General features: G+C 54.4%; 11 protein-coding genes and 5 tRNA genes. 10 read left to right on the forward strand and 6 right to left on the reverse strand.

The window, feature by feature from the left end; genetic code table 11:
* Window positions 1-90: 90 nt before the first annotated feature.
* On the reverse strand, window positions 91-228 hold the full coding sequence (gene cmpA / locus ACFOTD_RS09795) for a cortex morphogenetic protein CmpA (protein WP_277565602.1): 138 nt from the start codon (window positions 226-228) through the stop codon (window positions 91-93).
* Between the two features lie 120 nt (window positions 229-348).
* A complete protein-coding gene (locus tag ACFOTD_RS09800) occupies window positions 349-705 on the reverse strand; it encodes a hydrolase/acyltransferase (RefSeq protein WP_378118134.1) in 357 nt (118 codons plus the stop codon).
* A 104-nt stretch (window positions 706-809) separates the two neighbouring features.
* On the opposite strand from ACFOTD_RS09800, the gene ACFOTD_RS09805 reads away from it, so the two are divergent.
* The 3 genes from ACFOTD_RS09805 to ACFOTD_RS09815 all read left to right on the forward strand — a co-directional run bounded on the left by ACFOTD_RS09805 (window position 810) and on the right by ACFOTD_RS09815 (window position 1,561).
* Window positions 810-1,310, forward strand: a complete 501-nt coding sequence (locus ACFOTD_RS09805; RefSeq protein WP_378118136.1) for a SprT family protein — start codon at window positions 810-812, stop codon at window positions 1,308-1,310.
* A gap of 80 nt (window positions 1,311-1,390) precedes the next feature.
* Window positions 1,391-1,466 (forward strand) — tRNA-Asn (locus ACFOTD_RS09810).
* Window positions 1,467-1,470: 4 nt separating this feature from the next.
* Window positions 1,471-1,561 (forward strand) — tRNA-Ser (locus tag ACFOTD_RS09815).
* Between the two features lie 617 nt (window positions 1,562-2,178).
* Here ACFOTD_RS09815 and ACFOTD_RS09820 read toward each other — a convergent pair.
* Entirely contained in the window at window positions 2,179-3,441 is a 1,263-nt protein-coding gene (locus ACFOTD_RS09820) for an NAD(P)/FAD-dependent oxidoreductase (protein WP_378118137.1), read from the reverse strand.
* An 85-nt stretch (window positions 3,442-3,526) separates the two neighbouring features.
* Window positions 3,527-4,468 carry a magnesium/cobalt transporter CorA gene (gene corA / locus ACFOTD_RS09825; protein WP_378118138.1) on the reverse strand — a complete coding sequence of 314 codons (942 nt, stop codon included), beginning with the start codon at window positions 4,466-4,468 and terminating at the stop codon, window positions 3,527-3,529.
* Between the two features lie 150 nt (window positions 4,469-4,618).
* Here corA and ACFOTD_RS09830 point away from each other — a divergent pair.
* The 4 genes from ACFOTD_RS09830 to ACFOTD_RS09850 all read left to right on the forward strand — a co-directional run bounded on the left by ACFOTD_RS09830 (window position 4,619) and on the right by ACFOTD_RS09850 (window position 6,308).
* A tRNA-Glu gene (locus ACFOTD_RS09830) sits at window positions 4,619-4,693 on the forward strand.
* A gap of 10 nt (window positions 4,694-4,703) precedes the next feature.
* Window positions 4,704-4,779 (forward strand) — tRNA-Lys (locus ACFOTD_RS09835).
* Between the two features lie 87 nt (window positions 4,780-4,866).
* Window positions 4,867-4,952 (forward strand) — tRNA-Leu (locus ACFOTD_RS09840).
* A 969-nt stretch (window positions 4,953-5,921) separates the two neighbouring features.
* Window positions 5,922-6,308: a hypothetical protein gene (locus ACFOTD_RS09850; RefSeq protein ID WP_378118140.1), complete on the forward strand. Its 387-nt coding sequence runs from the start codon at window positions 5,922-5,924 to the stop codon at window positions 6,306-6,308.
* A gap of 329 nt (window positions 6,309-6,637) precedes the next feature.
* Here ACFOTD_RS09850 and ACFOTD_RS09855 read toward each other — a convergent pair whose 3' ends face one another.
* Both ACFOTD_RS09855 and ACFOTD_RS09860 read right to left on the reverse strand, forming a co-directional pair.
* Window positions 6,638-7,330, reverse strand: a complete 693-nt coding sequence (locus ACFOTD_RS09855) for a class F sortase (protein ID WP_378118142.1) — start codon at window positions 7,328-7,330, stop codon at window positions 6,638-6,640.
* Between the two features lie 39 nt (window positions 7,331-7,369).
* On the reverse strand, window positions 7,370-7,681 hold the full coding sequence (locus tag ACFOTD_RS09860) for a hypothetical protein (RefSeq protein WP_378118144.1): 312 nt from the start codon (window positions 7,679-7,681) through the stop codon (window positions 7,370-7,372).
* Window positions 7,682-7,829: 148 nt separating this feature from the next.
* On the opposite strand from ACFOTD_RS09860, the gene ACFOTD_RS09865 reads away from it, so the two are divergent.
* From ACFOTD_RS09865 to ACFOTD_RS09875, 3 genes are all read left to right on the forward strand, one after another.
* Window positions 7,830-8,324: a YhcN/YlaJ family sporulation lipoprotein gene (locus ACFOTD_RS09865; RefSeq protein ID WP_378118145.1), complete on the forward strand. Its 495-nt coding sequence runs from the start codon at window positions 7,830-7,832 to the stop codon at window positions 8,322-8,324.
* 148 nt (window positions 8,325-8,472) lie between these two features.
* Window positions 8,473-9,189, forward strand: a complete 717-nt coding sequence (locus tag ACFOTD_RS09870; RefSeq protein ID WP_378118147.1) for a FadR/GntR family transcriptional regulator — start codon at window positions 8,473-8,475, stop codon at window positions 9,187-9,189.
* 72 nt (window positions 9,190-9,261) lie between these two features.
* On the forward strand, window positions 9,262-12,036 hold the full coding sequence (locus tag ACFOTD_RS09875; RefSeq protein WP_378118149.1) for a glycosyl hydrolase: 2,775 nt from the start codon (window positions 9,262-9,264) through the stop codon (window positions 12,034-12,036).
* Window positions 12,037-12,046: the final 10 nt, after the last annotated feature.

Consider the following 12,046-nt stretch of genomic DNA (forward strand, 5'->3'; position numbering starts at 1 on the left):
AGCCGCCCCGAATGCGGCGCAGCATGCTGCGTCCGCATTCGGGGCGGCTGTTATGATTAGAGATCGTATGATTCAAACCGGGACGGTCGGTTAGGGGCGAGGGCCTGCGGCCGCATCCTTGGCGGGCTGGCGATAATAGAAAAACCAGCAGTCGTTCAGCATCTTGATCTGGCGGCGGTCCTTTTTCTGGTAAGCCCTCATCATCTGATTGCACAGCCATTGCGGCATAGCCGTCGTCCTCCTCCACTGTCATGCTGTACTAATACCTTATGGAGCGGAAAGGCGAACCGTGCAGGTCCGACTGCCGAAAGGCGGGCAAAAATTGGGCCGCGCGTCGATCGTTGGCGATTAGAGCAGTCCTTCTTCCTCGTACCACTGCTCAAGCTGCGCCTGCAGGGCGCGAATCTCCGTCAGCAGCGATACGAGCGGGTACGCGCCTTCCCGGACGGCGGCGAACGTCGCTTCGAGCTCGTTGACGTAGTCCATGCCGCCGATCCGGTCGGCCGCGCCCTCAACCAGCTCCAGGCTGGCGATCTCCGCCACGGCTCTGGGCAGCGCAGGGACGTTGTCCGCCGTCAGCTTGGACAGTTCCTTATGAAGTCTTAGATTCAGTGCGGTAAGCTGATAAGCGTGAGACGCGGGCATCTCGACGAACAGGAGGCTGCCGTCGGCGCGTTGCAGCAATACGTGGGTCATGTCGGGCATGGGTCAGATGGTCTCCCCTCGGCAAATTCTACTTGACAGTGTAGCCCAACCCGTGGCTACAATTCAAGTAGAATAAGGCTTTAACAGGAAGGCAGGCTCCGTAAATGGACAACCGGGAATTGCAGCAGTGGGTGGAGGCTTTGTCTCTTCAATGGTTCGGCAGGCCTTTCCTGCACAAGGCGGCGTTCAACGCCAGGCTGAGGACAACGGGAGGGCGCTATTTTACGAAGAGCCATCATATCGAGATCAGCCCGCATCAACTCGAGATCAATGGCGCGGAAGAGACCGAGCGCATCATTAAGCACGAGTTGTGCCACTACCACCTGCATCTGCTCGGACGGGGCTACCGCCACCGCGACGCCGAGTTTAAGACGCTGCTCGCCCAGGTCGGCGCCACGCTTTATTGTCAGGCGCTTCCGGGCGCGCGCCGCAGCCTGCCGGTTCGTTATCATCTGGTATGCGGAGCCTGCGGCATGTCCTACCCGCGCAAGCGCAAGACCGACCCGCGCAAGTACGTTTGCGGCCGATGCAAGGGCAAGCTTCGGCTCGAAGAAGCCGCGCCGGACAAGGCCTATTCGTTGGCCGGGCAGGCTGCGCAAAATTAATTTAAAAAAAGTTTGGCACAAGGCTTGACTCATTTAAGCACGTATGATAAATTAATTCATGTCGCTTTCGAAGAAAACGTTCCCTGATAGCTCAGTTGGTAGAGCACTCGACTGTTAATCGAGTTGTCACAGGTTCGAGTCCTGTTCGGGGAGCCAACATGGAGAGATACCCAAGTGGCTCAAGGGGACCCTCTGCTAAGGGGTTAGACTGCGCAAGTGGTGCGAGGGTTCGAATCCCTCTCTCTCCGCCACTACAGCGACATGATCAAGGATTGCCGAATAGGCAGTCCTTTTTTGTTTTATGTATAGATCTCGTGGACCGGTAAAGGTGCTTTTGGCGTGTCGGAGCTGGTCGGATGTTTGCGGACCGAAAAACCTGCAATTGTACATGTATTTTCTGCCGACCGACGGCACGTGATGAAATGCATGCAAATATGCAGGTAAATTCAAAGCGCAAGCCTGAAATTCGGATCTTGGAGGAAAATAACTGCGTTTTTGCATCAATCCAGTCCAAAAGGGCCGATCTCGGCGGAAATAGATGTATATTTGCAGGCATTACTACGCGAACGTACGACGTAGGCGCAACGTGGACGGCGATTGGCCAACCCGCATGAACGGCAAAACACAAACTTCACTTGCACACATAAACATGCGCCCGCACAGAAACAGGCGCTCCGCACATAAACAAGCGCCCCGCACATAAACATGCGCCTGCACAGAAACAGGCGCTCCGCACATAAACAAGCGCCCCGCACAGAAACAGGCGCCCTGCGCATAAACAGGCGCTCCGCACATAACAAGCGCCCCGCACAATTACAGCGGAGCGCTTGTTTTGTTATGGAGGAGGTCGATGCGCTTGCACCTAAACCTAAACCCCATAAGCCTTTCTGACAGCCGGCTTGCCGCATGCTGCCCGGTTGACTTGCCTCGGCCGCAGCAGGCTGGCTAGCGGGTGCGTTTCCCCTCGTATGCGCGCTACCAGCATGCTTGCGGCCAGCATCGCATAGACGGTCCCGTTGCCGCCGTAGCCCAGCGCATGGAAGAGACCTGGCGCTTCCGGATGCTCGCCGATGAAGGGGAGGTCGTCCGGCGATTCGCCGAACGCGCCGCACCAGGCGTGCTCGGCTTCGAAACGGCTGCCCGGGAACAGCTTACCTAGCTCCCCGAGCAGCTTGGCCGTGTGCGCCTGCAGCACGGCCTCGCCTGTCACGGGATCCGGCGAGTCCTCGTCCAGCCCGCCTGCGATAATCCGGCCGTCCGGCCTCGTACGGAAGTAGAAGTATGGACGGGCCGTCTCCCACATCATATGGTCCTGGTTCCATTCCGCGGGAACCGAGTTCGGCAACGTCGCCAGCGCGAACGTTCTTCGGAGAATCGGCTCGCTCCCGGCAGCGCCCTCGATGCCGGGGAGGTAGCCCGTCGCGCGTACGACCGTCCGCGCGAGGATCTCGCCGCCCTCGCAGTCCAGGACGAACCAGTCGCCTCTCCTGCGAACGTTCGCTACTCCCGTATGCTCATACACGCGGACACCGCTCCGCGCAGCCTGTGCGATAAAAGCGTGGGCGATCCGCACGGGATTGATCTCGGCGTCGCCATGGGTTACGAAGGCTGCCGGATATCGCGCCATGAAGTCGCGGCCGACGCCCTCAGGGAAGCCCCAATCTGTCGCGTAGCCGTGTCGGCGGAGCATCTCGTATTCCCGGCGCAGCTTTGGCGCGTCGTCGTCCGAGGAGGCGCAGTAGAGGCTGCTGCGGACGCGATAGCCGCCGTCCTGGGGAATGGCTGCCGACAAAAGGCCGAGATCGCTCACGGCTTTGCGGGAGTGCGCGTAGAACGCGGCTGCGTCCTTTTCGCCGATCCGGTCGGACAGCTCGCTCATCATGATATCGCTGGAAAATTGGATAAGGCCCGTATTGGCCGCCGTGCTGGCGGAAGCGACGCGCTTTTCCTCGACCAGTACGGCGGGGATGCCGGCTTCTGCGAGGGTAGCCGCGCAGATCGCGCCGCTCATCCCGCCGCCGATGATCGCGACCTGGGTCATCGTGCGCTCGCGAAGGGAAGGATATGTAGGGAAGAAGGACATCGTTTTCGGCCAGTATAAGGAACCGTCGTGCAGCTTTTGATCGTTCATGGCGGATAGCCCCTTTGTCGAATCCGTATATTACTTAGTGCTTAACCGGATACGAGGATCGTTGAAACGAGGGGCGCCGCGAGCGTTACAGCCATTTTTTTCGTTTGTAAAACCACCAGAGCGATCCCGCGATCACAACCATGACGAGCAGGACTGCGGGATAGCCGTATTTCCAGCGCAGCTCGGGCATGTCACGGAAGTTCATCCCGTACAGACCGACTACGAAGGTGAGGGGAAGGAAGATGGAGCTGACGATCGTTAGCGTCTTCATGATCTCGTTCATCCGATCCGACTTCATATTGAGCTGCAGCTCGAGGAGACCGGACAGCGACTCGCGGAAGCCGTCGATCGAATCCAGCACGCGCGAGACGTGATCGTAGATATCGATGAAGTATACGTCCGCTTCCGCTCTGGTGTAGGGGAACTGATGATGGGTCAGCTGCGCGAGCGCCGCTTTTTCGTCCGCCATAATGCGCCTGACCGTATGCAGCTTCCGCTTAAGACGGAAGACGTCCCCCGCGATCCTGACGTGCGGATTGCGGAATACGGCGCGCTCGTGCTTGTCGAGCACGTTTTCCACCTTGTCCGTCAGGTCCGCATAGTCGTCGACGCAGCGGTCTAGGAGGCGGTAGAGGATGACGCCGGAAAAGGTCATGAACCGCTCGGGCGCGGCGCGGAAGTCCCGCTCGGCTGCGTCCACAGAGCTTGCGGATTGCGGCGCGACCGTAATGATGTAGTTGGGGCCGATGACATGCTCCATCTCGATCGTCGTCAGGTCCTGTCCGACCTCAAAGAATGTAAGAAGCAGATGCTTGTCGTAGCGATCGAGCTTGGGGCGCTGGTTCAGCTTGACGCAGTCCTCGACGATCAGAGGATGGCAGCAGAACACGTCCCGCAGCACGCGCTCGATCTCCTCCTGCGAGGCGGCGATCAGCGGCACCCAGGCGACTTCGCCTTCGATCGGCACCCGAATGTCGGTCTCTTCGACGCGCTGCGTCGATTCATTATATAGAAGCATTTGAGTCATGTTTGGCGCTCCTTTCATGGCCTTAGCATACACCACAAAAAAACTTTTAAGAAATTGCAAAAAGGTACTTGCGAATCCGCTAACCATGTTATATAATCATTTTTGTCGCCCGAGAGGGAACGCGGTAAACGAACGAATCGATGCTAATGCGGCCCGTTGGTCAAGCGGTTAAGACACCTCCCTTTCACGGAGGTAACGGGGGTTCGATTCCCCCACGGGTCACCAACTTTAGTACGAGCCATTAGCTCAGTTGGTAGAGCACCTGACTTTTAATCAGGGTGTCGAAGGTTCGAGTCCTTCATGGCTCACCACCTTCGGTTAGCAAGACGGATTGCAGTAAGATTGCTTCAAGAAGTTCCCCGGCACTGCCGCTTGGAGAACAGCAACACTTTTAATATGCGGTCGTGGCGGAATGGCAGACGCACCAGCTTGAGGGGCTGGCGGTAGCAATACCGTGGAGGTTCGAGTCCTCTCGACCGCACCATAACTTAAATGACGAGATCCCTTAGAGATAAGGGATTTTTTTATTTGTATCGAAGCGGAAAGGATTCGAGTGTTGGGGACTGTCTGTTCTTGTTTCGAGGCGTGGGAGCGAACTTTTAATTGCCTGTCTCTAGCCTTAGGTCAAACTGATTAAATTTATCGGCAGTCGCCCGGCTCGCCTTCTTTGTGACGTGCGCATAGAATTCGGCTGTTGTCGAAGCTAACAATTTGCATCGTCTTAATCTGGTCGGTGCGCAAATATAAGGAATGATGTGTTTATTTACATGCCCAACGTAGTTCTTGTATGTCCGAGCTGAAAATTCCTTCTTTGCAAATTTCTCGCGCCATTCTTCTACAAAGGTTGGAATATTAAGGTTGTAATATTGGCGGGGAAGCGCGAGTTTGAACAATGATTTGATGAACCGATGACGAAGGAAAAACGCGTGGAATTCGAGACGTTACAAAAACTGGAGAGGAACAGGCGGGGCAGATCAAGGTATTCGCCGATCGGCTTGCGTAGGTGGAAACACTGCAGATTGAAGCGGAGCCGCCCGCATAGGCCGCTGCAGACGTACAATCTGCCGTTAAGTCCAAGCTGATCGACATGCATTCGAGTGGCAGATTCGACTTTTACCGGTTACTTACCGTTCTGCATCGTAAAGGTATTATTTAAGAGGATTTTAATTTATGGATAGCCGTCATCGTATCATGTAGGTACTTCTCGTATTGCTTTAATCTATATTCGTCATGGGACTTTTGGTAAAAAGTAATCCATTTACGCAAATCCTCCGCATGATTTAGCATTTGTTGAAGGGTACTGGCATAAGGAGGCATGGCAATTCGCTCCCGTTAAATTTTTAATAACTTCACATTCTTGTTACCCATAGTTTGCCCGCGGGCATCGGCTCTCGGCCTTTTTTTTGACTTTTTTACTATTTTGATTTTAAAATTAAAGTTATTATCGCAGGAGGTGTTTCGTATCTACCAAGAATTAAATCAAATGATGGCTGTTATGAATAGAGCGCGAAAAGTCTCCGATGAGATTAATGACAGGGCTTTCGAGGCGAGACAAAAAGCTATTAGACTTCAGTACAATGCGAACAGCGCGGCGGATATGGCTGCACTGGCGGCTGAAATGCTTGCTGTCTCTAGCGATAACATATTAGTTTCTAAATTGGCTAATGCAAGCCGGGAAGCCATACGGCAAGCTATAGAAAGTACGGAAGCCGCAGCGATAGCAGTAGAAGAGGCGAATAAGCTTGATCATGAGGTAACATTGGCGTTTCGTAATTCCAGAGAAGCGGCAGTGCACCTTCTGGAGGCACTTGATAAGTTAGAAGCCAGCTTAAAAAAATGATTTAAACTCTTACTTAACTAGGGGGTGCGGGAGTCCCCCTTTGAAGGGGCAGTTTCTTAGGGACCTTCCCGCACTTTGTCTATAGAGAAGTCCTGGTTTTATGAAAGAGTCCGATATATATGGCGTATTAACTATCAAGCGCTCACAGTATTATTACTTAGTAACTGAAGTAAATGCAGGCGGTGAAAGTGAAAACTCCAACGAAGCGAATGCCATACCGACAGCCGGAATTCGATGTTGATGAGTATGAACCTGCGCAAAGCCCTTTAGGTATAATAGTTTTGCCATCAAAGTAAAACCCCGGCCAACAAACGCCGGAGTTCTCCAAATTACGCCACCCTTTTCGCAAAAACAACCAATCGCTCCTGATGCTCTTTCTTCGAGCGGCTGTATTTTCCTGAGCAGGTGATTAAGTTCAAACGGGCTTCGTCCGTTTTTCCGAAGATTTGCGAGACAGGCGCTTCCGCGGTTTTAAACGATTGTACGGATTCAACGGCGAATTCGACCATCGCTCCGTCTGTATTTTTAACGACAACCAGATCTCCCTTGTTGAGCCGCTTCAAATGAAAGAAAACGGCGGCGCCTTTATAATTATCATAATGTCCATCCATCACCGCGTTCCCGATCGCGCCGGGGTAAACGCCATTTAACAGATATCCTACGGTTTTGTCGTCTTTGGGTACGTCCATCTGCCCGTTATCTTTTACGTTCACGACTGTGACGTTTGCGTGCAGGTCGATCGCCGGTATATAAATTCTGGCCGGGACAATGCCTTCTGAAACGATTGTTTTCTTGGGTTTTTGCAAGTCTAACGGTTTATGGATGATATCGGTTTCGGTTCCATCGTTTGCGTCGTTGCCTTCAGTTCCATCGGTTGAATTCATGTTTCTGTTTTTCATTTCCTGCAATGGATTATCACGACGATCAGTAGATGGGCTTTCTTGGCTTTCTTTAGCGGCTGAACAACCGGCCATGACCACTACGCACGCGATGACGACCGCAAGCTTGAGGATTGTTTTCATAAATGATAAAGGAGGGGCAGGGCGTACCCCTCCTTATTTCTATTCCGTTTGCTCGCTGGCGCCGCCGAAGCCGGTTTTTGGCAGCTCCGTCACATCTTTTGCGCGCAAGCTTTTAGAATGAAGACTCTTGGCCTTATCCATTGCTTTAGGCGTAATGAGGTGTCCTTTTTCGGACTTGGCCCTCAGCTTGTGTTCTTGCATTTTTTTGTGGTGCATCTTTTTCTCGTGAAGCGACTTCGCGTGCATTTTTTGCTCATGCTTTTTCTCGGCAACAGGCGCTGCAGCATATGCAGCCGAACCTGCAGTCAGTACCATGCATGCAGTCAAAACGGCGGCGACTGTTTTTTTCATGTCGAACCTCCCGAGTGTTTGATGGGGATTTTCGCCCCGCCATTTAAAATGTCCAAGGGCGCCAGGGGAGATAAGCGAGAAATGATTCCACCTTTGCCGCATGAATGGCGCCAGCACGGCGCATATTAAGGCCAGGAGGTGAGACAGCTTGTTGAAAACATACGGAATCGCTTTAATATCGGCGATGCTGGTCTTGTCGATGACGGGTTGCGGGCAGATGAAAACGAAGTCGGTGAAGCCGTACGAACACAACGTCGGTTCTACCGATCACAACGTCTTGAAAGAAGGCGCAAATTCTTCTTCGTATCGGGCGGCTTCGGATAAAATCGCCAAACACGTATACAAGGTCAAGGGCGTAAGCAAAGCCACCGTCATCGTACACAACCGCGATGCGATTGTCGGCATTGACGTCAAGCAAGGAGAAAATGCGAAAGCCGTCGAAAACCAAGTACGGGAAACGGTGGCGCGGTCGGAGCCGGGCTATACCGTTCACGTAACGTCCGACAAGCAATATCACGCGCGCATTAAAACGCTCAATTCGCAAATGGTGCCGCTCGACGGGCATCCCGTTCGCAACTTCTCCGAGGACGTAGCGACGCTGCTGCGCGATATCGGACATACGGTTTCTGCGCCATTCAGGTAACCGAAGAGAGGGAACTTCCATCTTGGAAAGTTCCCTCTTTTTGTGTGTAACGCACATAAAACGATTGACACTTCATCGAAAATCAAATATGTTATCAATAAATTGGTCAGACAACTTACTAATTATACGAGATAGGAGCTACGGTTTCTTGCTTAAACCTTTAAAGCGGCAAAAGCTGCACGAGTCGATATCGGAGGAAGTGCTGAGGTACATCGTGGATAACGGTCTAAGTCCGGGAGATCGCCTGCCGCCCGAACGTTTTTTTTGCGAGCAGATGCAAATCAGCAGAGCCTCGTTCCGGGAAGCGATGAAGAAGCTGGAGAGCTACGGAATGATCGAAATCAAGCCCGGCAGCGGAATGTATCTCCGGGCGGAGAAGACCATTCTCGGCGAAATCGCGGATCTCAAGCTGCGCGTCTCGAACGAGAAAAGATCGCTGCTGGAAATGCTGGACTTGCGGGAAATGATGGAGCAGTACGCCATTGAGCAAATCGTGAGTCAAGGTCAAAATGCGTGTCTGGAACAATTAGAAGAAATTATAACAGAATATGACAGAAAACGGAATCAAGGAGAAATCCCCCGGCAAGAGGATTATTTATTTCATAAAACGTTGTATGAAGGCGCTAACAATCGGCTTCTGCTGAAGCTGTTCCAATCGATCGAGGATTTGGAAAACCTGTGGTCCGTTCACGTCATCGACGCGGTCGACGCGCCCATATTCGGCAGAGATACGGAACCACTCCATCGGCAGATTCTCGACGCGATGAAGCTCGGCGACGTGAAGTCCGCGAAGCGCTTCATGCGCAAGCATTTCGAGATTCTCCGCGCGGACCTGGACCGGCTGGACGAAAAGCTGTTCCAATAACGCCGGCAATCGCATCCAAACTAAACGACTGGCAGGTGGCCTATCATCTCACATATTGACGATTGCCTCACGTTGCTGCATAATCCCCCGACGGAAGCGAAGGGCTTCACGCGTTGGTGGTGGTACGGCGCGGCCGTAACCAAGGAAGAAGTTCGCCGCGAGCTTACTTTTATGCAAGAGGCCGGCCTGGGCGGGGTAGAGATCCAGATTACCTACCCCCTTCAGGAGGATTCCGAAGCGCAGGGCATCAAAAACCGCGCTTATTACTCGCCGGAGTTTATGGACATTCTCGATTATACGCTTACGACTGCCGAGCAACTCGGACTTTTCGTCGATATCACGCTATGCTCCGGCTGGCCGTTCGGCGGCCCGTTCGTTCCGTTCGATATGGCGCCGGAAATTCTCATTCCGTATCAAATCGATCTCATCGGACCGTCCGAATTCGCGCAGGACTTCACGACGATTCTTCCCGGCGAGCCGATCAAGGCGGTCATGGGCAAGTTCGAGAACGGCGCGCTGCTCCCGGACACGCTGCGGGATATTACGGAGCATCTGGGCACGACCTGGCTGCACGGCTGGCAGTGGGGCCACTGCATGAACAAGGTGATGATCCCGGAAGGGCATTGGAAGATTTACGTCTTTATTACGAATATGTACAAACAGCAGGTGGGCATACCCGCGCCGGGGATGGAAGGCTACGCGATCGACCATTGCCGCAAGGACGTATCCGACTTCTACTTCGCGCAATTGGGCGAGCCTTTGCTGGAGCGGCTGGGGCACGGACGCATCCGCGCTTTCTTCTGCGACTCGATCGAGCTCGGCGGCAACAACTGGACATCGATATTGCCCGCGGAATTCGCGGCGCGCAGAGGCTACGAGCTGACGCCGTTTATGCCGGCGCTATGGGGGAATATCGGGGAGATTACGGCAGATATCCGCTATGACTACTACAAGACGTTTTCGGAGCTTACGATCGATAACTTCTTCCGCAACTTCACCGACTGGAGCCATGCCAGGGGCGTCAAAACCAGAATCCAGGCGCACGGCACCTGGGGCGATATTTTGCAGGCCTACGCGGCTGCCGACTATCCGGAAGGCGAGACGTTCGGCGCGAACGACAAGTACGAGGTGAACACGGTGCATCGCAGGCTGGCTTCATCTGCCGGTCACGTGTACGGTCGATCCGTGATCACGAACGAAACGTTCACCTGGCTCCGTTCGCCGCGTTTCATGGAGACGCTGGAGATGATGAAAGCGGCGGTCGATGCGGTTTTCCTCGACGGCATCAATCAGATCGTTAACCATGGCTATTCCTACTCGCCGGAATCGGCAGGGAAGCCGGGCTGGGCCTTTTATGCTTCTTCCTTTATTTCGCATAACAATACGTGGTGGGAATACTATCCGATTTTGTCCTCTTACATTCATACGGTGTCCGCGTTTCTGCAGGCCGGGGAGAGCTATGCGGAGGTCGGTATCTACTTGCCGCAGGCCGACATTTGGTCCGCCATGCCGCTCGCCGAGCTGCATATGGCGATGAAGCTGGAGGAGCATATCGGCAAACCCCTGGTCAATGCCGTGCAGAAGTCGGGCTATTATTTCGATTTTCTCAACGACGAAGCCGTTACGCAGCTGTCCCGCGCGACCGCCTCGGGGCTCGAACTGGGCGCAAGCCGCTACAAAGTGATGATCCTGCCTTACGTCACCCGGCTGCCGCTGGATACGGCAGACAAGCTGCTCGAATACGTATCCGCAGGCGGCACGCTGATCGCCGTCGACGAGCGTCCCCGCTCGGCGCCCGGTTATAAGGACAGAGAAGCGAACAACCGGCGTCTCGGCGAAGTATTGGACGATCTGTTCGATCGGGAGGACGGCGTCTGGAAGACGGTCGGGAACGGGAAGACGATCGTCATCGAGCATGAGGACCAACTGGTGGCACGGCTTAACGAAGCCGAAGCTCCCGACGTCGAGATCGAATCCATAGGCGAGGCAAGCGGGCTGAACCAGGCTGCGCAATCGATCGGTTATGTGCATCGGGTTCAAAAGGACGGCCATGTTTACTTCTTGGCGAATGTGAGCGAAGAAGAACGGCAGGCGCGCATTCGCTTTAAATTCGGAGGCCGATCCGCGACGGTGCTCGATCCGATGACGCGCAACACGCTTCGCCGCATCCAGCTCTCCCAGGAGAGCGGGACGGCAAGCCTTGAGCTGGCGTTCGAGCCGTTCCAGTCCTTGCTGGTGGTATTCGATGAAGCGTCAGCGGAAGCGGAAGCAAACGGCGTGCAGGACAATGGGGAGCTGCCGCAAGCGCGGCAGGTTGCCAGCTCGCTGGACATCTCGGATCGCTGGACGCTGCGCATTTCCGAAGCAGGCTTCGAGCAAGCGTTGGACCGGCTGCAAACCTGGGAGCAGTTCGCGGAAGTGCAATATTACTGCGGCAGCGCTCTCTATGAGAAAAAGGTAACGATACCCGTACTTCTGCCCGGTCAGCGCGTATGGCTGCAGCTGGAGGACGTCCGCGAGGTGGCGGAGGTGTTCGTGAACGGCCGCAGCGCCGGCGTGCTCTGGAAAGCGCCAAGGCGGCTGGACGTGACGGATCGGCTGGCCGAGGGCGAAAACGAGCTGAGCATCAAGGTCACGAACGTATGGATCAACCATATGCTCGATCCGGCGCTGCAGGAGCCGAAGCCAAGCAGTCCGCTGTCCGAAAACTGGCCTTACTTTACGGAAAAGATCAAGCAGATTCGCGACAGACGCCTGTACGCCCATAAAGAAAGACAGCAGGTTCAGGCGCCGCTGCCTTCGGGGCTTTCCGGTCAGGCAACGCTTGAGATCGTATCGCCGGAATAATAACCGGGAG

The organism is Cohnella sp. GCM10012308 (genome assembly GCF_042649185.1).
Classification (GTDB): domain Bacteria; phylum Bacillota; class Bacilli; order Paenibacillales; family Paenibacillaceae; genus Cohnella.